This is a genomic window from Enterococcus mundtii (assembly GCF_002947535.1).
Classification (GTDB): domain Bacteria; phylum Bacillota; class Bacilli; order Lactobacillales; family Enterococcaceae; genus Enterococcus_B; species Enterococcus_B mundtii_B.
Window position 1 is genome coordinate 127,969 of the sequence record NZ_PUAP01000002.1, and the last position, 23,923, is coordinate 151,891.

A 23,923-nucleotide genomic window follows, 5' to 3' on the forward strand; every position below is an offset into this window, starting at 1 on the left:
AAATTATTTCACAACGCCTTTCTTCAAAAGAATGTTCGCATAGATTGCTTCTTCCCCAGTTGCGACAATAGCATATGCTTGTTTCCCTCTTTCATAAAAGGCCTGTCGTTCGATTGATCCAATCGATACTCCTTGATCAATAAGCGCCTTATATTCCTCCCAAATCGCAGGCTTATTCTCGTCGCCTTCAGCAACAGCCATCAATGCTACCGGCTCTTCGACGTATTGATCCAAAGGAAATAATTCTAAGATGCTTTTTAAGAGTTGTGGCATCGCTAAACCATCACAGCGTATGAGCTTTTTCGCATTAGAAGCCGCTGGATAGTTTCCGTCAGCGAGAACGATCTCATCCCCATGCCCCATCTCCATCAGAACTTTGACTAAGTCTGGTGATAAATTTTTAGGAATTTTTTTAAGCATTTGCTTTCTCCCCCGATTTTAAAAGTTGTTGATACTTAGAAAACTGTTTATCCCATCCCCTTTTTTTGGCACTCGGAAAATAGGATTTGACCGCTATCAATTCTTTGATCCACTCTCTCACTTCCTTCACATCTTTAAATACGCCTTCTGCCAATAATTGCACCGAAATATTTCCAATGGCAGTCGCTTCCACTGGACCTGCGCTTACTCGCATGTTTGAAGCATCAGCCACCATTTGACAAAGGATCTCAGCTTGGGAACCACCACCGACGATGTTGACCGTATCAAACTCTTTTCCAACAGCATCGATGATTTCTAAAATACAATACTTGTATTTCATTGCTAAGCTTTCATAGACGCACCGCACCAATTCGCCATCTGTTTGCGGAATCGCTTGCTTCGTTTTTGCAGCGTATTGTTGAATCCGCTCGATCATGTTTCCCGGGGGAATGAATGTCAGATCGTCAGTATCGATCAAACATTTAAATTCCGGTGCTTCATTCGCCAAATTGGCAAGTTCAAAATAGGAATACACCCGACCTGATTCTGCTAAATTTCGCTTCACTTCTTGAATGATCCAGAGTCCAGTACAGTTTTTTAAAAAGCGTGTCGTGTGATCGATCCCAGCTTCGTTTGTTAAATTATAGTTATATGCCTTTTCGTTAATGATCGGTCTAGCTAATTCTGTACCGACCAACGACCAGGTTCCGCAAGAGATAAACAGAAATTCTTGGTTGCAAGGTACACTAACTACTGCACTAGCGGTATCATGACCACAGACATTCACCACTTTTATTGGTGGTAATCCTAGATCTTTTTTTATCATTCCTAAAGGCTTCCCGGAAGATACCAATGGTGGAAATATGCTCTCCGAAAAAGCAAATGATTCCAGCACTTTCTCATCCCAACGACCAGTCCTCGGGTTGACTAATTGGGAAGTTGAGGCAATACTTCGTTCTGCAACGATTTTCCCCGTGAGTAAATAGTTGAATAAATCAGGCATAAACAAAATAGTCGCCACTTGATCAAACTCCGGATTGTTTTGCCGTTCTGCTAACAGCTGATAAAGCGAATTGATCTCCATCATTTGGTTCCCCGTTTGTTGATAAATATCTTTGAGTGGCATATACTTTTCGGCCTCCGCCAGAATTCCCTGCGTTCGAGGATCACGGTAGTTCACTGGTCGTTTGATCAATTGACCCGCGCGATCCAATAAGCCAAAATCGACGCCCCATGTATCGATTCCTAGACTATCGATCGAATATTCATCTGTTGCTCGTCGAATGCCTATTTTTATTTGTTCAAATAAATAATCAATATCCCAGTAAAGCGTGCCATTTTCTTCCAAAGGATAGTTTGGGAATCGATGGATTTCTTTTAATGTCAATCTACCGTCTTCATAAATACCAATGATGGCACGCCCAGACGATGCGCCAAAATCAAAAGCGAGTACATTTTTCTTCAACGCTCTTCCCTTTCTTTCTCAGCTATATTTTTTATATCCAGGATGCTTGCCGGTCACACCATAATTCTTTCTCATTTCAAATAGCTTTTGTAGTTTATCTTGTGGAATCTCAGCTTCTCCTTTACCGCCCAAAAGCATTCTTGCATGAAAAGAAGTTTTAGCAACTAACTCCAAAGTTTCCATACGATAATATGCAGTGATCACATCTGAGCCCATCGCTAATGCCCCATGATTTTCGAGTAACAATACATCATGCTCAGGTAAATAGGGGGTAATCGCTTCTGGCACTTCCTCAGTCGAAGGAGTCCCAAATGGCGTGATTGGCACGGAACCAATAACAATCGCATTCTCAATCAAAGAATACGTATCTAATGGGATTTGAGCTAAGGCAAACGCTGTTGCTACAGGAGGATGGGCATGAACGACTGAGCCAACATCTTCTCTTTCTTGATATACGCGTAAGTGCATTTTGATTTCGCTTGAAGGCTTGTAGTCACCATTTGCTTCTAAAACTTCTCCCTTACGATTGATTTTGATCAACTTGTCCGGTGTAATAAAACTTTTACTAATGCCAGTTGGCGTACAGATAAAGATGTCATCAGCTAATTTTGCTGAAACATTCCCATCATTGGCTGCTACCCAACCCAGGTGCCACATCTTGTTACATACATCACAAATCTGTTGTTTTACTAATTCTTCATTCATCATTGACCTCCATGATTTTATTTGTTACCGTTTACAACACCATTATAGTTGCTATCATTTGTTTGTGATGATTTAAACCGAAGATTGATTTTTTATCATTATTTTCGTTCTTTTTTATTCAGATATGTTCAAAAGTGTTCAAGCACATGCTATACTCGACTAAACCAAAAGGAGGCGCTTACATGGAATCGGAATTAAGGTTGAATGATATCATGGAGTTTCTGAGCAAAAAAAAACAAGCTTCAAATAAAGATCTCTGCCAACATCTACACTGTAGTATTTCTACACTTAGGAGAGATTTATTGAAACTAGAAGAACGTGGTGCGATCAAGCGTACTCACGGCGGAGCCATTTTAACGAAAACAACGAATACCGAATTTTCCCACATCATACGAGAAGCCTCGAACATCAAAGAAAAACAGATCATCGCTGATTTAGCTCAAGATTTTATTGCCCCCGGTATGTGTATTTTTTTAGATTCGAGTAGTACCGTCCAACAGCTTGTGCCATTATTGAAAACAATCCCAAATTTAGTGGTGATCACAAATGGCTTAAAAATCGCTTTGGATTTAAGTGAAGGGAAAAGCGAAGCATTGAAGGTTTTTATTATCGGCGGGGAAGTCAAAATAAACTCTAGTGCAGTTATTAATAATTCCTATGAGTCACTCTTTGATTCTTTTCAATTTGACTTAGCCTTTTTTTCGTGTAGAGGGTTGGATCTAGAGGGCGTTTATGAAGCAAGTTTCAGTCAAGCACAAGTAAAAAAAGAAATGATGAAGCAATCGAAACAAACCATTCTTTTGATTGATTATACGAAATTTGGTTCCAGTCACTTCTTTAAAATTGGTGATTTCCTTGATTATAACGCTTTAGTTACAAATTGTGAGCCTAGCAAAAATTATTTAGCTACTTTTGATAATCATGACTTGGATATCATTTTTCCTTATCAAAATTAATGGTTACTTCTGGCACACTTTTATCCGATTTAAGGAATGCGAGTGGGTTGGTGGCACCGTCTTATCAATTTGTGGTGGAAGAAAAATCCTCCTTCTCCCACCCTTGTTTCAAACTAATGCCACATTTTCTGCTCTTTGATCTCTAACTGATCGCTTGTCAGTAAACTGTTCATTCGTGCATTCATCAAGTGTTTGCGTCCTGAAAGATTTTTTGTATAGTGGATCTCGGCAGAGGGATACGATTTCTTGATTTCTTTTACAAAAGATTGGGCGTCGTTTTTGTTTTTACCATAACGAGCAGGTAATGCAAAATAAGTAGTCCCGATTTTCAATAAGTATCGTGGATCGTCTATGACTCCTAGTGTCTCCTTGACTACGCCATTGAATATCTTTTCTTGATAGTAACTAGCGATGATCTCACAGGAGAAGCGGTCATCATCCCAAGTAATGTTTAATGGAATAGTTTTATTTAAGATACCTTCATGAACGAGTAATTGATAATTGGTCTCCACTAGTTTTTGCTGCATCTGGCAATATTTTTGCCACTGTTTTCTTTTTTTCTTCAATTGGAAATAGGCCAGTAAGTTCCCTGTAATAATCGCTTGAACGAATGATTGCCTCTGACTATTTTTGGTTTCGTAAAGCGAGCTCTCATTTTTCTCATTCTTTTCTGATGTTTGTTTCCGAACGAACAACGGCATGGATAGATGTGTCCCTCTTTCCAATGCTTCTCGCCACAATCGTAAATGCTTATCGCGTTCTTTTGCCTGATAAAGTTGATGTTGAGTATAGTTAGCAATCGTCTGAAGATCAGGAAAATCTGGCAATTCAAATCGTTCACTTCCTGTTGAAATCAAAGGGATATCAAGAAGATTCAAGCCCTCAATGAAACCTAAACGTTTTCGAACAAAACGAAAGAAAGGCTGTTCACTTAGTGGGATATTGGGAATAATGGGTGCAATATGCCATATATTCGCCAATTTTGCCTCTCCAAATTTCCTCAATCCACGTCCTCTGATTTGTTGAGTCTGTACATATGAACCAGCTTGATTCCCCATAATGATCGTATTGATTGCTGGACAATTCCAGCCCTCGCCTAATAAACTGACTGTACCTATCAATACATGTATTTTTCCAGAATCAAGCAGTTGAGTAGTTAGCGCCAATAAGCTACCACGATTTTGTTGCGTCATCTGTAAATAGACATATCCAGAAACCTGGAGCTCTCTACGATATTCTTGGTACGTCAAAAAATGACTGTGATAGATTTCTTGATCAATGATAAGAAACTCACCACAAATAGCCGCTAAAACTGTTTCTGCCTGGATCAGATTCTTCAAGTCTAAAAAAGCGGGTCCAAGACCATATTCCAAATACCCTTCTTGTCCCTCCAGCACTGCTTTCTTGATGCGATCAAATAAAATCACGCAACGTAAGTTTGTTCCTTGATAGAATTCTTCCTTTACAAGGATCTGTTCAATCGCGGTTTTCATCAATGGCACATTCATTGATTCTTTGCCATTGAATGCGGGGTAAAAAGTCAGCTTCTGATTCGAGAGCCAACCTACTTTTTCTAGATAAGGGAAAATAGCTAATTGTGGCGCGACTTGATACAAATACTGGTACAAATCAATGATACTGTCTTTGGATTGTGACGGAACAGTCATGCGTTTACGTTTAACCCCTAGTACCTGCCAATGATCTTTCGACAGTTGATACTCTTGCTCATTTAGATAGAACAGACAAGCCAAGTACACTGAAAAATTTTTATAAATAAATTCAGTATGGCTTAGCGGCTCCTGAATGAATGGCTGGTCTAACAAGAACGTTGTGACTTCCTCGTTACTAAAAAGGATCGTCACGATTTGATTTTGTGTTTCTAAAAAAGCGCCAAATGTCGCTTCTGATTCTTTTGTGACGGGAACAAGATAAACGAAATCTTGATAAGGTGCCAAAACCCCTTCTTTGACCAATTCAGATACAGAAACTTCTTCATCGATTGCTCCTGTCAATTGAATATACGTTTGCCAGTCTTTTTGACTTGCATCAAAAGGTGGCGTCGCAGTCAAAGCTAAGAGTTGCAGATCTGTGGTTTGGTTCTTTAAATCTAAGAGAAAGTCAGACCAATTTTTTTTGAGATGGTGAGACTCGTCCAATACTAGAAATTGAATGTGTTGTTCTTCAAAGTAATCGCGTAATGCCTCGCCTTTACTGTATAAGTCCTGATAAGTAGTGACTGTGATTTCTGCCGATTGAAGAAGCGACTCCGAAGTTTCCCATTGCGGATAGAAGTGCTGGATAGCTTCGATCCACTGATGCTTCAACAATAAAGATGGAACTAAAATCAACGTTTTTTTCTGTATTTTCTCAATGATCGTTATTCCTAAAATTGTTTTTCCTGATCCAGGTGGAGCGACAATATGAATACTGTCGTTCTCTAAATAGTCCGTTAACTGATTGATTACTCGCTGCTGATAGGTTCTTAATTTGATCTTCAACATAGGCCAACCTTTCGAAATATTTTCTGTGAACTAGTTTAAAGCAATTATAGTATAATCCGCTTGCAAGAACCAACTTCTACGCAAACTAAGACGGCAGCCACAAAAATTGAACGCGCAATTTTCGTAGCTGTCGTCTTGGTTTCGGTTGGACCCTTTTAATATGGTCGCTTTGTTTGCAGTATATTTTTTAAACGATCAATAGATTGATGCCCAGTGCATTGATTTCATTTTGCTGTTCTTGCGTAATATGGGCATCCGTGACTAAATAATCACAGTCTTCAGGTTTCGCAAATTGCTTGAAGCTGCGTTGATTGATCTTACTCGAGTCACTTAATAGAGAAGGATATTTGTATTCAATTTCACTTCTTCTTTTTAAGGCAAACCCTAAAAAAAGACAAAGACCATTTATCACCGTATAGCTAAAGCTATGATTACCACTTGTTTATCCGTTGCTGTCAAATCAAAATCAACAAAACCTGATTATTATAGATTTCGAATTTCTGTTATCAATCTGCTCCTTCTAACTGTTTGTATTCTTCAATAATCTTGATCCCAGCGCTTGTTCCTAAGCGTTCCGCACCAGCTTCTATCATTTGCAATGCGGTGTCTAAATCACGAATCCCTCCTGCCGCCTTCACTTTTACTGTTTCCCCTACCACTTGTTTCATCAACTTCACGTCTTCTACTGTCGCACCTCCTGTGCCAAACCCTGTTGATGTTTTGACATAATCAGGTTTTACTTCCTTTGCGATTTCACAAACAGCCATTTTTTCTTGATCCGTTAAATAGCAATTTTCTAAAATGACTTTACTAATGATGCCACCTTCACGAGAAACATTGACAACCGCTTTCATTTCGTCACGAATATAGTCGAAATCCCCTTCTTTTAACTTGCCGATGTTGATGACATAATCGATTTCGTCTGCACCATTTTTGATGGCATCTTTTACTTCAAAAACCTTTGTCTCAATCGTTGTTTGCCCTAATGGAAAACCAATCGCAGCGCCCACATGCACATCGCTATCTTGTACAAAATTGCGACACATCCCTACAGGATAAGAATTGATCGCCACCATTTTAAATCCATAGTTAATCGCTTCCTTACAAAGTTGTTCAAATTCTGCCTTCTGAGCATCCGCTTTCAATAGTGTGTGGTCTATCATATTTGCCAATCTTTTTAACTTGATCATTTATTTTCTCCGTCCTTCATTTATTTTCATTTACATACTATCATTCACTTTTTATTTGTCAATTTATTAAAAATCATAAAATGTAGCCTTAGTCAATACTTTCGATTTTCAGCCACAACATAAAGTAAAACAATCCCTAGATAATAACCACTGACATAGACTGCCAGTCGGACCTATCATCTAGGGAATTTGGTTATATGACCAATAAAAATCATAGTTATCATTGAATTTTGAAAGGATTTGAATAATGAAGGAGGAAGGTTTTCTAATCAAAACCTTACAGTTATTGCTTTATTACTATCGTTCTCTCCTTGCCCAATGTCGCCAAGTCATCATTTCATGAATAGCAACATGTACATCTAATTCATTCAGAGAAGAAGCTGTATTCCCACGATTTGACCATAAATTAGCTGCTTCAGGTACATTTTGTAGCTCGCGATGCATTCGCTCTCTTCCATGCGCGATAAACTGAGCATGGGCTGATTGATGTGGAAGTCTTCCAGCAAGTATCACTGTACCAGATAAAATAATCGGTTTGTCTACAGATCGAGCATATGCTAGGTGATTTCTAGAGAATCGAGCCATCTCGTACGCAGAAGTTCTAAAAGACATCACCACCGTGGTATCTGATTCTTCGATAATCACACGATAGAGTAGCTCTTCTTTATTATTATAATCTACTGTGTATTCATCACGATCCCACCAATATCCAGTGGACCACATAATAACTGATCCTTCCCCTTCATTATTCTTACCATAAGTGTCATTGACATATATTGCAAAGTTAGCCAGTCGTTGCATTAATTCTTGTTGCACAGGAATTCCCTTATCCCAATAACGTCCTCCAGCTCCATCGCTTAATTGGTTAGGTTCCACATTAAAGTGTAGGCCCGCAAAAAGTTCTTCGTCCTGTGATATTTCTTGATAAATCGTGAAGCCTTGCATGATATTATTAAAATTATTTCGTCTATGTTCATATAGCCAAGTACCATCGTTGCTAAGAAGAAAGTAAACGTCGATTCCATATACTTTTGCCGCTCTGATAAAGTTTTGTGTTGGAACAATTACGTCTTTCATTACATCTGGATCATCATTGACAGTAAACTTATTTATCTTCCTTAAATCGGTTTGATTCAAATAAATCTCTGTTATCCCATTGTTCTTTGCATAGTCTAAATAACTTTCACTATGTGCTAAACTCAAATTACTCGTATCCCACCACCAGACACCTACGCGCTCAGTGTTTGGTTGGAAAAATGATTCATCTGCTTGTACGTTCGTACTAAAAAAAGCACCAAATGTAATAACGAATAAAACCGTAACGAGTATGTGGACTAAGCTTCTTTTTTTCATTGGATTCCTTCCTCCTGTATACGTAACTTTCGATTTTAATTTTTATTTTGAATCATCTGTATCTTTGCTTGTATGAGGAATCAAAATCATCTCCTCATGCTCTTTATTCTCATCATCTGGTGTTAAGACGATATTACTGTCCTCTCTAGACACTTTATATTTTGCTTCTTCGCTAACACCAGCAGGATCTTCCCATGTCATCCTATCTTTTTCTAAGCGATAATTGATTTCAAACGCCATTTCTCTTACAAACTCATCTGCTGTATCTTTTATGCTTGCCTCTGAACTATCAATGGTAAATGTAATGACATCATCGGAAAAAGAGGCAATCATCTTATTGCCTGCCCTATCCTCAAATCCTTTCACTGTCCAATCGTTTGCTTGTAGATCATTTACTGTGACCCCACTCGTACAACCACTTAGAACCACAAAAGACAAGATGATCAATAGACTACCAACTACTTTTTTCATTTGACCCTCCAACATTTTTATTTTTAAAGTCCAATAATCTGAAGTAATAGTGGTAAAAAAATAAGCCATCATCCTTGAAATTTATCCTTCAAATAGTTACGGATGATGGCTCATTACCAAATTGTTATTTCTAGAATATTACTTATTTAATTTTTTAGGAAGTGCCAAATTGCTGACTATACAGCTCTCAACTCGTCCTGATTTGTAACATCTTACCCGTTGTTTCATAGAATTGTTGTAATCCTTACTTCAATATAGTCCTTACGGAGTCGGCACAACCGCTTGGAATTGTAACACCATATCAAATGTCGGAACGATCACATCTGACGTATTTGTGTTGGGAATCGCCGTTCCTGTAAAGCCAAAAGTCCCAACAGGTGCTGTTCCACCTTCAGCTGTATTTTTTGTCAACGACATGAATGCTGCTGGATTACTTAGAGCCGTTCCATTTGTCACGATTGGAATCGTCGTATTCTGACCAACTACAGCTAATTCTAACGCTGATAAACTATCTAGATTTGTTGGATTTGCTAGATCAGTGATGTTGATATTCACGTCCCACGCTGAATTATTTGTAACAGTGTAATTTGGTGATTCAACCGCGGTATGCCCGGATGCACCGGTTGTAAAAAAGATTGCCGATGTTGGCACAGTTACGTTGATCATTTCATCTGGATTTGTTGGTGGATTGACACCAGGATCGACTGTATTATCTAAACCAACACGTCCTGTAACTGGAATATTTCCATCTGCCTGTCCATTGAATGTAGTGGCTGCGACAGAAGCAGCACCTGCACCTAATAACGTTCCCATCATTGCAACTGTTCCGAATAACTTAGTATACTTCTTCATCAAATTTTCTCCTCCATGTTCTATTGATTGATTGGCAAACAAGAAATCATCGTTCGCATCAGCTAGCAGCCACTTCCAATTCAGACGATCATATCCAATACTTTCGACTTCTTCTATCCAGCTAAGGAAAAGTGACTTTATTTTGACCAACATTTACTGAATTTTGGTATTTTTGGTGGATATAGGCTGGGCTGTTGCTCAAAATAAATGGTCCGGCAAAAAAACAAACCGTTGCGGGTGGCTACTTCACTTCGTTTATTCGCTATGATCCAGCTGGATCATACGATCGCGAATTTGATAGAAGCTGCTAGTTGATACAGACGATGATTCTTGTTCATTGTGTTCAAATTGCATGATTCTTATAAATATTCCAATGAATATTCCAATGGTCTTTAAACTTGTTCCTCTTTTTTCAGAAAAAGGAATCGGCTACTTAGTAAAATCAAAAGAATTCCAGCTAACTGTACCCATAAATTTCCTTCACTGCCGGTTTTCGGTAAGTTTGCAAGTAAACCCGGCTTACTCTGTGTTCGATTCGGTAGTTTTGATGTGTCTACGACTAAAACATCTCTATTATTTCCGCTTGTTCCATTACCTGCCCCTGGTCCGGTATTTGTTCCCGTACCTGGTTCTTGTGGTGTGCGCGTACTACCGATTTGCCCTTCCACGCGCTTGAAAAATGATTGGTTTTCTGAGGCATGAACAGCGTAGCTAGCACTTGTTAGAAAGATAACTCCTACAAACAATACAAGTTGTGTCACTTTACGCATGAATGTACCTCCTTTCTTTAGATGATCATTTAACGTTTTTAATTGTTGATAGTGATGACAATCTCTGCTTCTGTCACTCCTTGTCGTTCATTTGTTTCTGGATCATAGATATTGATGCGTGCAATGGCTTGATATTCGCCTTTTTCAAGTGGTTTCTCTAGTTTTGCACCAACAATTTGTTGATTCGGATGAATCGATCCAGAAGAATAAATCACTTCTTCTGTCTCCGCTAAAAAGAGATCGACCGCGATTGGATACACATTGGTCCCCGGATTGACGATCTCGATCGTCCCTTCTGATTCCCCATTCTCAAACACAGCAAAAGGGGCAATTTGCAAAGTGAAATAGTTGGCATCTGCAATTTCTTGCGCTCGTTCCGCCATTTCAATGTCGCTTGCATCTCTCAAACCTGGTAATAATTCTGCACTGACGGTTGGCACAGGCTCGTTTTCTTGATTGTTGAAATATAAAAAGACACCACCAATGACCAAGAGAAGCAACCCCAAAGCGATCCATTTCTTTTGATTTTTCTTTGCCATTCATCTTTCTCCATTTCTCTGATAAGATTATTGCTCTATTCGCTTAATATGAACTAATTTGACAGATTTGGCCCGAATCGTAGAACTAGGTTGAAGGTTGGTGTTGCATGGCTGCTCCCTTCAGGTAATTTTTCAGCTTCACCTGTAAATGTGAAAGTATTAACTTCTTCAATTGCTAAATCGAATAATCGAAATGCCTCCGTTTGATAGCTACTACCGTGATGGATCAGTAAATTTTCTTTCCCATCTCCCACTACATTCAATGCTTCAACGATGTCCATATTCTTAAGCTCTGTAGGTGCGACTACATCAACCGAAATAGCAAACGGAGATTCATTCCCGATCTCATAGTCCGGTGAAATGATTTGTCGATGGTTTGATGAAGAAGTAGTGTTGAAAACGGCAGATGTTGGGATTCTTACAGATAGTAACTCCCCCAAGTCTTCAAAAACTGCTACCAATTTAGTGTGCTCTTCTCCCATCATAAAAGTAGTCGTGGATTCTTTCTCATCTGCAATCGTCCCTTCGCCGCTTTCGATACGCCAATGAGAAAATCGCCAGCCAGCATCAGCTGTTGCGTTGATATCGATTATTTGACCACTCTCAACACTTGCGACATCTTGGGAAACAGTTCCTTGACCTTCCATTCCAATAGTAAGGCTTGAGAAGATCCGCGGTTGCCATACCCATGTATCAGCCATAGTCGCTCCATCATACGTTGTTGCTAAATCTGCACTCGATAACACATGCGTGCCACGTGGGCGTTCAGATGTTCCTGCACCAACATTTCGCCAGAAAGGAAAATGTGTATCTGTCTCTCCAAGTTCAGCCAGCCCATGATTGGCAGGAAATTGGAAACCCGTTCCTAACGTCAATTTTTGTAAAGGTGCATCGCGAAACATCAAGGTAGACACTGCTGTGCTTCTCGAATCAAAATTTGCTAGATCAAGTTCTCTTAAATTGGCACAACCTGAAAACATCAATTGCATATGCGTTACCTTACTCGTATCAAAATTGGATAAATCGAGTTCTGTTAGTGCCGAAGCATTCATGAACATCCCCATCATATCGGTTACATTACTCGTATCAAAATGACTAAGATCTAGTATCGATAGATTATCTAACTCACTAAACATTTGCGTCATACTTGCCACATTACTCGTATCAAAACTAGAAATATTCAAGTTCTTCAGGGACAACATGAAAATAAACATATAGCTCATATCTGTGACATTACTTGTATTAAAACTGGATAGATCTAGTTGGGTAAGTGTGTCTGTATACTGAAACATACCCGCCATGTTTACTACGTTACTCGTATCAAAGTTAGAAAAATCCAGTTGACTAACCCTTCTCATTCCAGAAAATGTGCTCATCATTGATGTAACATTACTTGTATCAAGAGAGGTGATGTCTAGTTCAGTAACTAATGATAAATAATGAAACATGTAACTCATGTCTGTCAGATTACTTGTATCAAGATGATGCATCCCCTCAACACGTTGAACTTGTTGCATTCCTTCAAAAAAACCTCGCGTACGACCACGTCCTCCGAGTTCTCCCCAACCACCTTGATCACTATAATTATTCGTTCCACGTTGAGAGCCAACTAGTTGAATGTCTCCTGTTAAAACGATGCGATTAATGAACGCAGCTAAATGGGGTGCATTAAAGTAAGCATCTTGCTCATAATTTCCTACAGGATCGTTCACTTCATCAAAAATACCAGATCCTAATGTCAGTGTCCCCGTATTATCGATTACCCAAGGAATCGTACCAACTTGACCTGTATATACCGCATTGATCCCAGGCGGAAGTGCGATTTTTCCCATTTCGCTAGGTGCATCAGCCCCCTCTTCTTCCATTTCTGGCTGATCCACTACTGGTATTGCTTCTTGAACTGGTAAGACAACTGCTTGATTCCCTTTGTCCTCCTCCTGATTTGCTTCCAAAGTTGTTTCCTGATGACTCTCGGAAGCTGCTGTTGATTCTTCTATATCAATTGATTCATCAGTAGTCACTAACTGATCATTCACTAATCCATCTGATTGAACATCTGGCGTGTGAGTATCGATTGCTAGTACTTGTCCAACTGGTAAAAATAGCATCATACTCGTTGTCAATGTAATCAATGAACGTTTTTTTAAAATAGACTTATTCGTCACGATTTTTACCCTCCTCCAACTGTTACCCCAATAGTATTTGATGATTGATTAAGATAATTTATTTTTCTGTAAAAATATGTTTGGTATATTTACCAATAATAAAAACCACAACAAAGCGCTTTGTTGATATACAAAGTGTAGCATCACATTATATTTTAATCTATTTATAATTTTAACTCGATCCAGAAAAAAATCTGTACTAATCATGTTAAAATTATCACCTTTGCACATTCGTTTACCAATTAATTGTTATTTTATTCCAGCTATATAGTTTTTAATCTGATTTATTTTTTAGAATACTGAAATTGAAGTTTTCGAATATTATTTCAGCAAGGATAAATGATTAAGAATAGAACGTGGAAATTCATTACAACAACCATAGAATTTTTTTATGGTTGTTTTATCTTTAGAATCATTACAAACAATATAAAATGATGTTCGTTTTTTTATTTCTTTTTTTTTATTTTTTTTCATTTATCCGAGGACTGAATCAAAAAAACCTTCCGATCAATGAATGATCTGAAGGCTTTTTCTATCGTAATATCAGCTATCTTCTAATTTAATCGAATGAATAATTTCCAAATAAAAACGTTCGAGTATATAAGATTTTAAGCGTTCATCAAGTCCTCAAACAATGGATCGATAATAATGACCGTAACGAATCCAAGGACTAACACGACTTTCTTTAATTCTGCATAATCACGTGCAATCTTTGATAAACCTAGATTCTCTAATGTTGTTAAGGTGCGATCCATCAGTTCGATTGCTTGCTCCTTGTCGTGCTTCAAATGTGCTAAGCACCCCTCATAAAATGGTAAAAGAACAGCCTGTTCAATATGTTCCTCTCTGATGACACGACTTTTCCAAAGATCAAAAAGTTTCGTTGCATAGTCCGTTTCACCGAATAAACAAAAAACGGAAAAAATGGTGATAAACGTTTGATACAAAATATCTTTGTTGCCTGGTACTTTTTCAAATCGTTCACTTTTATCATTTGCCATTTTTACATACTGCCATAAAAGTTCTGGTTCCATCGAAACGGCGATACGAGAAAACAATTTTAATTCATACACTCCCCATGTAGTAGTATCAGCTAAATATTGCTTTGCTGAATCTAGAAGATGACTGTGTGTAGAACTGGCATCAAGCATCGAAACACCATTGAAAAAAGATTTTTTTGTCTCATAATTGAAACGAATCAATTGTAAGAAATGATCCAGCTCCAATGAATAATTATGATGATAGTAGGTTAGTAATTCTTGGTAGTTCGTTTGTAGTTTTTCTAATTCCTTTAATGAAGTCACATTTGCTGCGCGCATATACCTACTGATTTCCACGTGCAATGGTGAATGTGGACTTTCAGAATGTAACACAATAAATTCTTCAAACTTCACTTCTAACTTTGATAATATAAGATGGAACCTTTCACAAGAAATAGATAGCCGACCATTTTCAAATTGGGATAGCAAAGAAATAGAAAGTTGTTCATCCACTAATTCTTTTAGTAGCATCCCTTTCGCTTTGCGTATCGCTTTAATGGTCTCTCCATAATTTTTCATCCACACACCTCTTAATTTTTTTTAATATAAAATTCACTATAATCTCATTCTATTATATTATAAAATTAATAGAAAGATACAATTAATTTAGCTAAAAAACACGAATACAGATGTTCAAAAGCAATGATTAGACAATAAAAAGCTATCATCTACAAAACTCAATTTTTGTAAATGACAGCTTCATTTTCGTTTCTATGAGGCAAACTGGCTATTATATAGTTCACTATACATACCGTCTTTTTGCAACAGCGTTTCATGATCGCCAACCTCAACAACATTTCCTTCTTTCATGACTAAAATCACATCGGCATTTTTAATTGTCGAAAGACGATGAGCAATAACGAAACTAGTCTTCCCTTTCATCAGATGATCCATCGCTTTTTGGATCTCTAATTCTGTTCTCGTATCGATACTAGATGTCGCTTCATCCAATAGAAGAATTGGCGGATTGGTCAATATCGCTCGTGCAATGCACAGCAGCTGTTTTTCTCCTTGAGACAAAGAGGCATTCTCATCATTCATGACTGTATCGTAGCCATTAGGTAACGTTCGAATAAAGTGATCCGCTCGTGCCATTCTTGCGGCATCCACGATCTCAGATTTCGAGGCACGGTGACGCCCGTAAGCAATATTTTCGCTGACCGTTCCTTCAAACATCCATGAATCTTGAAGAACCATTCCAAATAACGAACGTAGATAGTGGCGACTCATTTTTTTGATATCCACGCCATCCACTTTGATTGATCCTGCATTTGTTTCGTAAAAACGCATCAACAAATTGATCAACGTTGTTTTCCCAGCACCAGTTGGGCCAACAATCGCCACCTTTTGCCCAGCTTTTACTTCAAAATCCACTCCATTCATCAATAGTTCTTTCCCATAGCCAAATTGAACATTTTCAAAAGAGATATTCCCTTTTGGTGCTTTGATCCTACTGTTTACTTGACTATCTTCTTCCATTTCCTCTTCATCGATGATCTCAAACACTCGTTCCGCGGAAGCAATAGCAGATTGTAGTGAGTTGAATAAAAATGAAGCTTCAGTCAAAGGCTCTTGGGACATCTGGATATACTGGAAAAAGGATAAGATTTGACCAATAGAGATGCGGCCACGGATAACAAAGATAGCGCCTAATCCAGCAATCATGACATAACCGATTTGGTTGAATAATCGGATGATCGGCATGATTGCAAACATGATGAATTGTGCTTTCTTATCATCTCGATACAACTGATCAATCGAATCTTATGTTTGTCCGATGACTTCTTGCTCTAAATTAAATGCCTTGATTTCTACCTGTCCTGAAAAATATTCTTCAATCTTGGTATTAAAAATCCCCACAGAACGTTGGCGATCTGTAAAAATCTTATTACTTTTTATCCCCACAAGCATGGTGATGACTAACCCGATCACTATTGCTCCAACGCCAATCAACGTCAACGTTCGATCAATGCGGAGCATCAAAATGACCGCTCCAACAATGGTGATTGCTGAGGTGAATAAGCGCATGATCGCATCCCTTAAAATTTCATTCACACGCTCTAAGTCATTGGTGACACGACTTAAAATCTGTCCTTTTTGATTAGTATCATAGAACTTCAAAGGAACCTTCGTTAACTTTTCACTGACCTGTTCTCTCAAAGACAACACTAATTTTTGAGATACTGAAGCCATCGCATACTCTTGAAAATAGGAGAAGATCGAACTGAAAAGATAGACCCCTATCAACAATAGAATGACTTCAGATAACCGTCGAAAATCGATCGAAATCGCTGTGCCCTCGCTAAATGACAACGCCACACCTTCAAAGATGATATTGATCGCATCAGCAAATATATTGGGTGCCCATAGATTCAGCAGCACACCTAAAGTAGCAAATAGAAAAGCAATCAGCATTAGCCATTTTTGTGGTGCCAATGCTTTGATCATGCGCCATAACGTTTTTTTACTATTTTTCGCATGATCGATTGAGATTCCTCCTCCGCCATCCATGACATCATACGTATTATTGTTCTCTGAGCTCATTTTCCAGCTCCTCCTCACTCAGCTGAGATTTTGCGATCTCAAAATAGGCACTGCAATTTTCTAATAACTCTCTGTGGGTTCCTTTTCCAACAACCTTACCTTCATCTAAAACGATGATTTGATCCGCCTCTTTTATTGAAGTGATTCGTTGTGCAATAACGACCATCACTGATTTCTTTGTGACTTCTTTCAACGAGCGTCTCAATGCAGCATCTGTTTTATAATCCAATGCAGAAAAACTATCATCAAAAACATAGATTGCTGGTTTTTTCATGATCATTCGTGCGATCGACAACCGCTGTCGTTGACCACCAGAGAAGTTTTTCCCACCTTGCACGACGTTTGATTCATATTTTTCAGGAAGTTCATTGATAAAACTTTTTGCTTGAGCAATCGTGGCTGCCTGTTCCATATCTTTTAATGAAGCTTGCGGATGACCATGCTTTAAATTATCAGCGATCGTCCCACTGAATAAGAAAGCTTTTTGTGGGACAAACCCAATTTTGCTACGCAACTCTTCTTGTGGGACATCTTTGACATCCATACCATTTAAGATAATTTCCCCACCCGAAGCTTCTAACAACCGTGGAATCAATTTTGCTACCGTACTTTTCCCAGAGCCTGTTCCACCAATGATTGCCGTTGTCGTTCCTGCCTCACAAACAAAATCAAGATTTTGCAATACTGGACTTTCAGCATCACGATAAGAAAAACTGACATTTTTAAATTCTAAGCGTACATCAGAACGACCATTCAAATGAGCCTCACCGTCAGTGATCTCAGGACGATAATCTAAAACTTCAAGAATACGATTGGCACATACTTTTGCTCTTGGCAAGTTGATTGCTGAAAAAACAGCCATCAATAGATACATCAAGATGTTCATTGCATACTCAATGATCGCCATGATATCACCGATCGCCATGTTTCCTGAATCCACTCTCATCGCACCAAACCACATGATTGCCACCGTAGAAAGGGACATAACCAACATCACGATTGGCATCATCACTGCAAACAGTCGATTGATTTTGATATTCAAATTCGCAAAATCAACAAACGAAGCATCCATGCGTTCCTTCTCAAGTTTTGTCCGATTGAACGCTCTCACCACTCGAATACCTGACAAATACTGCCCGACGATCCCATTGATTTTATCCAATCCCAATTGTGTTTTCTCAAAAAGCGGAAAGATCTTTAACGTGACCCAACCGAAGACAATCGTGAACAGAATAGCTGTGATCAAAATGATCAACGCCATATAACCATCTCGTATGTAAGCCAATATCAATCCAACGATCATTACAAAAGGTGCTGGAATCATCGTTTCAAAAAACATGCTGATCGTCGACTGTAACTGCTCGATATCATTGGTTGCTCGTGTGATCAACGAAGACCCGCTAAAATGCTTGAAATCTTGATAAGATAACTGTTGTGTATGTTTAAACAAACGATCGCGGATATTTTTAGAAAAAGTCGTCGCAATCTCTGCTGAGTAATACGTGGCTAAAATTGAGAAAATACCTGTCAGTATCGCAACCCCCAACATAATAACCCCCGTCGTTTGGACATAATCCATATCTTGCATGACCACACCTTCATTGATGATATTAGCCGTCAAAGTAGGTAAATATAATGTTCCTAACATCTGCAATGTGATGAACAGTAGCAACAAGCCTACTTTCCATTTACTTAAATGTGCCGTTTTGAATAGTTTTAGCACGTTGATCACTCCTTTACTTCTTTCATTCTGTTTCGAACCTCTTCTCTTTCGTGTGTTATAGCACATAAACAAGTATATAGTCTCCCATAATAGGAGAGTCAACGGTTATTCAACATGTTTTTTTCACGTGGAGAGGAAAGGGCAGAGATGGGGGATTTTTAGGAGAGGATGTTGAAATGAAAACGAGGGAATGCACAACTAGAAAACTGTTTATAGTACAAAAATATAAGAAATAAAATGTGATAAGCACGTATAGTTACTTGTTAAAGATTTTCGCTTCTATAAATATCTAGTATTGATGGAATCATTTTCCCTACAAATTGGCTTCCTGCAAAGAAAGAAGGAGGCATTAGACTCATGGCGTTCAGATTACACCTTTTCTTGTTGTACTAAATATAGGATTAAAAATGAAGGACAAGTGATTAATCACGGGACTGACCAAACCACGACTTAACTATGACCGATCTATTCACGAAGAACTACCTAAAAATAAAAAAACTAGGTTTCTATGTAAAAAGTGTGAGGTAACTTTCTCGGCTGAAACTTCTTAAGACAGTAGAAATTGTTCGATTTCTGTCAATTTGAGACGAAAAATCATAGCAGAATTTGCGATCAAAGTTCATTTTTAGGAAACGACAAAAAGAGACATTCGACCATATCGAATGTCTCTAAAACGTTGTTAACTTAATTTTTCTAATAAAAATGATACAGAATAACCATACAAAAAAAATGATATGAAACTAATGATGACTACACATTGCTTACATTATTATTATAAAAGAAATCTTTTTCAACACTAAAGTAATACACTTTTTTGACTAAAAAAAGATACTTCGCTATAAGTACTAACTGTCCAAAGAAAGGTCCCTTTCTAATTTTAAATAACGATAAAAAGTTGATTGTTTTATTCCTGTTTTTTTACAAACTTCTGAAACAGGCAATCCTTTGACAAGGTGCAATGAGAGTGATTCTTGAAGAACATCTTGATCGATTTTTGGACGACCGCCAACCTTTCCTCGTGCTCGTGCAGAGTTTAATCCTTCAAGGGTTCGTTCAACAATAATATCTCGTTCAAATTGACTAAAAGCTTGGAAAACAGTGATCATTAATTTCCCCTGAGGAGTTTGAGTATCAAAATTTTCTTTGATACTGATTATTTTAACTCCTTTTTTTTCAAAAAAATAAACAAGGTTAATTAAATCTTTTGTGCTACGACCAAACCGTGAGAAGCTCTCAATAACTATTTGATCACCGGACTTTACACGTTTTTTTAGTTTATTTAGTTCAGGACGACTTGCACGGACACCACTAATTTTTTCAGTATAGATTTTTTCACAGCGATAAGTTTCTAATAAATCTAATTGCCGCGAAAGATCTTGCTGTTTAGTTGAAACCCGGGCATACCCGTAAATTTTTCTAGTCATATAATTCCCCCAATAAGCTATCTAATAAAAAACTCATATATATCAATAATGTATTTATAGCATAGATATGAGTAGAGATAATTATACAATGACTTAACTATAAAAATTACTACTGTAATAAAAAAGCTATCGAAAAAAAGATAAGTTACTTATATCTCCTACTGAATGTTGAGTAAACGTTGATTCCAAATCAATAGCGATAATATAGCTGAACGAAACCCTTATTGGCCATTTACATTGTTTTATAGATGAATACTAACTACCATCAATTTGATCCTTGCGTCTTCTATATCAAAGCGTTCAACTTGCTGATTTTCAGATTCTGTCTCATCTTTGTCTTCTGCATTGATCTATGGCATCACCTCATCGTCCTCCGGTTCCTCTTGGCTAGAGGTAGTGGCGTCATCTGTTCCTTCTGATGCTGTTGTCTGTTCTACACTACTATGCTCAGTTGTATCTTGTTCCTCAGGTTGATCTACAGTAGTATCCATCGTTTCCTCAGTTGATGTTTGTTGATTCATTTCAGAAAGTGACTCTGTCTCTGCATAAACAACTCAGCTGGAACGCCATCGTCGTGTTGATTTCAGTACTACTCATTAGCAATACTGCAGAAAACAATGTAGGTAGTTTCATCATATCTCCTTTTTCCATTTTTTCTCCATAAAACAAAAACTAAGTGTTAGCCTGACATGTAAATTCCTCACCCTAGTTCAATTTCCAATCCGTTCCTTCGTTTATATTCGTATTGATCATCTGTACATCTTGCTCCTATACTTATGAGTATTATTAGACAATTTCTTTTTAGCAAACCTAAAGTTTTCTTTTTAGCTACTTCACTGGTTTTATCCACCTCACGATTCATATCTAGTTTTTTGTTCTATTCCCCGCCCTCTTGGTATGTCTCAAAAATCTTCGTTTTTAAGGAGAAGAAAAAAATATTTGATAGAATCAAATGTCTTGAAAATGTTACTAGATAAATTGACCAATTACTTCTTTGATAAACAAAAAGATACTTTTCCTCCATAAATTTCCGTTCAAGTTCTTGATTAGGATAACAGGTGATCGTGATTCTATCCTCAGCCTTTTATGATTGGTCGTAAAATCTTTCCCTTCGATTAAGTATCACTTGAGATAGGGTTTCTCAACTAAAATGTTCCTAGGAATATATTATCTTATGAATACCCACAAAAAGCCCACCATATTATACTCTGATGGGCTTTAGGATAGCGTTTTATTTGGCTTAATTAACTGAGCGTAGGAGGTAGTTATGAACTGATCGATTAAATGAAAATTTATACATCAAATTTCTCTTCAAAGTCATTTAGTACGAATTTGTAGTCCTGAAAAAATTCGTTTCTTAAATAATGATTACTATGCTCATTTTTCTTCCTAGCGATTTGCTTTTCCTTTCGCTGATAATCATAAAACATTGAAAATCATGGAATGTTTCGGTTCCATATGGAGATTATACCCACACAATTCTTTGAAATAGGTACGATAATCATCTTCAACGATTCGAATAATAATAACCTCATTAAAAAAATCATCAAAGACGATCAATCAGTAACCAGACCTTGCTTAGCATCAATCCCTAAGATTTCTGGCCAGACTTGCCAGAAGTTATCGTGAGAGATTTGTGTGACTAAATTTTCCAATCTCTGTGTCTGTGTGTATAAATAGTCCTTCAGCACTTGGCTTTCTTGATTTTCTGCTTCTTCAAAAATTTTCTAAAAGCCCTGCAAATAGGTCTTGGTTGTAGTAAATCCTGCCATGGTTCTTTCCCTTCTTTCTTTTAAAAAACGATTCGATCGATCAATGGATTCAAAAGGTGTTTGACTCGTTTCCAATCTTGCGCCGTAGGAATACTATTCATCAGAACATAATCAGTTTCCAATGCATAGTCTAAGAGATATGGCCTGTAGTTCGTTACGATCAGATCAATATGTGCTTCACTCAAGCGTTCTTGTGTCATTTCTTGCAATGAAATAAATAGTAAATTATAGTGATCACCTAAAAGTTCTTGCGCTTGTATTCGAATCGATTGCACCACCAAATAATCCCCTTCCAGTAAAAATAAAACATGTTTAACTGGTTGATAATAATGAAATAACATGTCCATGTATAGCGTAAAACTGACTGCCACGTCTTCAAAAGTAACAGTTGAAAAGCTGAGCGTATGCGCATGCTTTTGTAAAAAGGATGAATTGATCTCATGAATCTTACCGTATGTTTTCTTGACCATCAATCGAATTTCCTCTAGCTCTCTATTCAATATTGGACTCAGGGCTTCATTCATCAGACGTGAGACAAAAAATGACGTCATAAATTGGCTTAATGTGTCGATATCCCATTTTGCAAAGAACGGATCCGATAAATAATCTGACACGACTTGCTCGAGACCCTTCCAACAGTTGAATCGTTGGCTAAATGTACGTTCTTGATCTACACGATTAATCGTTCGCTTGGAAATGACCGATAGATGGACCCAAGCAAATTCTTCCTTTGGCAGATAGATCTCATACTCCTTATGGATACTCGTTTGTAAAGAATAAAGTAGCTGAAAATCTTTTTCCTGATAATCGACGTTCTTCAACCACTCAGGTAATGAAATAAACTGGTCTTGGTTGACACGAACCATTGTGATATACAGATGGTAATAAAAAGCGGAAGCGGTCGTCCCTGTCCCCAGTTCATAACTTCCTAGTTTGCTAGATAGTTCGTTCAGAATCAATGTATGCAACCCTTCTGGTGGACGAATCGTAAATGGCGTCTGTTCACTGCTGTAGTAAAAATCAAAAAAGAACTTTCGGATGTTAGTTTCTTCACCTACAAAGTTAACGGGGGTCAGGGTTAATGATAAGTCATATTCAGCCAAAATTGGTTCAATTTTTACTAAAAACCGACGCAGTGTACTTTCTGCGTAACTGTACTGGTGTGCTAAGTCAGACAGTGCGACGAATTCCCCGTAAAAAATCGTCCCCACAATTTCAAAGAGTACTTCGTTTTCTAACAGCTGTTCTTTCTTTTCTTGGTACCCGATCCTATCACGTTCCTCAAAATGAAAGCCATTATAAAGTGAAAGCAATTCAATGGTCTCACCAAAGTGATTTTTTATTTCTTGGATATCTTTGACCATCGTTCGTTGGGATATCTCCAATCGTTCACTCACCGCAACAATCGTAAAGTGGTGTTCTCGTTCAATAATAGTCAAAATCCGCATCCAGCGACGGATCTCGGCATTCGTAATAAAAGCAATTTGTAATTCGCGCATACCTATCCCCTCACTTTTTCATTTTGTTCCTTTTCCCTTCACAATAACCACACAATGTTCGTTAGATTGTTTCTCTTGTGTGCAAAGTTGTTAATTCAAACCTTCCTGTGCGTACCCTTTTTGGGACTTGATTCATTTCTTTGATATGGCTTAGGAAACATAATTGATTCGCTAAAATCATCTATAAAGGATGGTCAGTTCTTTCCCCGTAGTTAACTGATCCACAAACAAAAAAAGGCTTTTCTTCATGAATCAGTGCTTCTTTCTTATCATAATACCTCCTTCGCGTAAAAAAAGAAAATTGGTAACCTTTTTCATTACCGACCAATTGGAGCATCTCATCGAAATAATCTTTTTCTACTTATATGTATTACATGATTATTCGACGTCCAAAGCCAGTTTGATTGATTAGAGTCTGAGCTATGATGCACTCTTTTTCTGATAGTCCTAAAAATATTACTCCACACATAGTCTTTGGTAATAAAGACTAAATGATAAAATAAATTCTGAATTTTTTCTTTCTGTGAAGAAAAA

Annotated in this window: 21 protein-coding genes and 1 pseudogene; 1 reads left to right on the forward strand and 21 read right to left on the reverse strand. The window is 37.7% G+C overall.

Annotated elements, in window-relative coordinates:
- Positions 1-3 precede the first annotated feature (3 nt).
- The 3 genes from CUS89_RS00665 to CUS89_RS00675 are packed head-to-tail and all read right to left on the reverse strand — an operon-like array spanning position 4 to position 2,590.
- Positions 4-420, reverse strand: coding sequence for an RbsD/FucU family protein (locus CUS89_RS00665; RefSeq protein WP_104870638.1), 417 nt, complete (start codon positions 418-420; stop codon positions 4-6).
- A complete protein-coding gene (locus CUS89_RS00670; protein ID WP_104870639.1) occupies positions 413-1,885 on the reverse strand; it encodes a rhamnulokinase in 1,473 nt (490 codons plus the stop codon). The genes CUS89_RS00665 and CUS89_RS00670 overlap by 8 nt, the downstream gene beginning before the upstream one ends.
- Positions 1,886-1,903: 18 nt before the next feature.
- Entirely contained in the window at positions 1,904-2,590 is a 687-nt protein-coding gene (locus CUS89_RS00675; RefSeq protein ID WP_104870640.1) for a class II aldolase/adducin family protein, read from the reverse strand.
- A 182-nt stretch (positions 2,591-2,772) separates the two neighbouring features.
- On the opposite strand from CUS89_RS00675, the gene CUS89_RS00680 reads away from it, so the two are divergent.
- Entirely contained in the window at positions 2,773-3,546 is a 774-nt protein-coding gene (locus CUS89_RS00680; protein ID WP_104870641.1) for a DeoR/GlpR family DNA-binding transcription regulator, read from the forward strand.
- A gap of 113 nt (positions 3,547-3,659) precedes the next feature.
- On the opposite strand, the gene CUS89_RS00685 is transcribed toward CUS89_RS00680, so the two are convergent.
- The 18 genes and pseudogenes from CUS89_RS00685 to CUS89_RS00755 form a co-directional block, all read right to left on the reverse strand.
- A complete protein-coding gene (locus CUS89_RS00685) occupies positions 3,660-6,047 on the reverse strand; it encodes a DEAD/DEAH box helicase family protein (RefSeq protein ID WP_104870642.1) in 2,388 nt (795 codons plus the stop codon).
- A gap of 187 nt (positions 6,048-6,234) precedes the next feature.
- A complete protein-coding gene (locus tag CUS89_RS00690) occupies positions 6,235-6,459 on the reverse strand; it encodes a hypothetical protein (RefSeq protein WP_258082359.1) in 225 nt (74 codons plus the stop codon).
- 94 nt (positions 6,460-6,553) lie between these two features.
- Positions 6,554-7,237, reverse strand: coding sequence for a deoxyribose-phosphate aldolase (gene deoC, locus CUS89_RS00695; protein WP_104870643.1), 684 nt, complete (start codon positions 7,235-7,237; stop codon positions 6,554-6,556).
- A 297-nt stretch (positions 7,238-7,534) separates the two neighbouring features.
- Positions 7,535-8,590: a hypothetical protein gene (locus CUS89_RS00700; RefSeq protein ID WP_104870644.1), complete on the reverse strand. Its 1,056-nt coding sequence runs from the start codon at positions 8,588-8,590 to the stop codon at positions 7,535-7,537.
- Positions 8,591-8,632: 42 nt separating this feature from the next.
- Positions 8,633-9,061 carry a peptidoglycan-binding protein LysM gene (locus tag CUS89_RS00705; RefSeq protein WP_104870645.1) on the reverse strand — a complete coding sequence of 143 codons (429 nt, stop codon included), beginning with the start codon at positions 9,059-9,061 and terminating at the stop codon, positions 8,633-8,635.
- Between the two features lie 261 nt (positions 9,062-9,322).
- Positions 9,323-9,913 (reverse strand): hypothetical protein, encoded by a 591-nt coding sequence (locus CUS89_RS00710; protein ID WP_104870646.1) that lies wholly within the window; start codon positions 9,911-9,913, stop codon positions 9,323-9,325.
- Between the two features lie 392 nt (positions 9,914-10,305).
- A complete protein-coding gene (locus CUS89_RS00715) occupies positions 10,306-10,683 on the reverse strand; it encodes an LPXTG cell wall anchor domain-containing protein (protein WP_104870647.1) in 378 nt (125 codons plus the stop codon).
- A 38-nt stretch (positions 10,684-10,721) separates the two neighbouring features.
- On the reverse strand, positions 10,722-11,222 hold the full coding sequence (locus CUS89_RS00720) for a hypothetical protein (protein ID WP_074802040.1): 501 nt from the start codon (positions 11,220-11,222) through the stop codon (positions 10,722-10,724).
- A 53-nt stretch (positions 11,223-11,275) separates the two neighbouring features.
- Entirely contained in the window at positions 11,276-13,387 is a 2,112-nt protein-coding gene (locus CUS89_RS00725; RefSeq protein WP_104870648.1) for a BspA family leucine-rich repeat surface protein, read from the reverse strand.
- A 608-nt stretch (positions 13,388-13,995) separates the two neighbouring features.
- A complete protein-coding gene (locus tag CUS89_RS00730) occupies positions 13,996-14,946 on the reverse strand; it encodes an Rgg/GadR/MutR family transcriptional regulator (RefSeq protein ID WP_104870649.1) in 951 nt (316 codons plus the stop codon).
- Between the two features lie 192 nt (positions 14,947-15,138).
- Positions 15,139-15,846, reverse strand: a pseudogene (locus CUS89_RS16190) (ABC transporter ATP-binding protein); the annotation flags it as partial.
- A 345-nt stretch (positions 15,847-16,191) separates the two neighbouring features.
- Positions 16,192-16,971 (reverse strand): ABC transporter permease, encoded by a 780-nt coding sequence (locus CUS89_RS16195; RefSeq protein WP_219843330.1) that lies wholly within the window; start codon positions 16,969-16,971, stop codon positions 16,192-16,194.
- A complete protein-coding gene (locus CUS89_RS00740) occupies positions 16,952-18,694 on the reverse strand; it encodes an ABC transporter ATP-binding protein (RefSeq protein ID WP_219843331.1) in 1,743 nt (580 codons plus the stop codon). The genes CUS89_RS16195 and CUS89_RS00740 overlap by 20 nt, the downstream gene beginning before the upstream one ends.
- 845 nt (positions 18,695-19,539) lie before the next feature.
- Positions 19,540-20,118 (reverse strand): recombinase family protein, encoded by a 579-nt coding sequence (locus CUS89_RS00745; protein WP_104870651.1) that lies wholly within the window; start codon positions 20,116-20,118, stop codon positions 19,540-19,542.
- Positions 20,119-20,468: 350 nt separating this feature from the next.
- The gene (locus CUS89_RS16005) at positions 20,469-20,639 is read right to left on the reverse strand and encodes a hypothetical protein (RefSeq protein WP_181055275.1); all 171 of its coding nucleotides are present in this window, start codon (positions 20,637-20,639) and stop codon (positions 20,469-20,471) included.
- Positions 20,640-21,537: 898 nt separating this feature from the next.
- A complete protein-coding gene (locus CUS89_RS16565) occupies positions 21,538-21,678 on the reverse strand; it encodes a DUF7006 family protein (protein ID WP_374955042.1) in 141 nt (46 codons plus the stop codon).
- The gene (locus CUS89_RS16570) at positions 21,675-21,809 is read right to left on the reverse strand and encodes a DUF7006 family protein (RefSeq protein WP_374955043.1); all 135 of its coding nucleotides are present in this window, start codon (positions 21,807-21,809) and stop codon (positions 21,675-21,677) included. Before CUS89_RS16570 ends, CUS89_RS16565 begins: the two co-directional genes overlap by 4 nt.
- Before the next feature lie 101 nt (positions 21,810-21,910).
- Positions 21,911-23,389, reverse strand: coding sequence for a helix-turn-helix domain-containing protein (locus CUS89_RS00755; protein ID WP_104870652.1), 1,479 nt, complete (start codon positions 23,387-23,389; stop codon positions 21,911-21,913).
- Between the last annotated feature and the right edge of the window lie 534 nt (positions 23,390-23,923).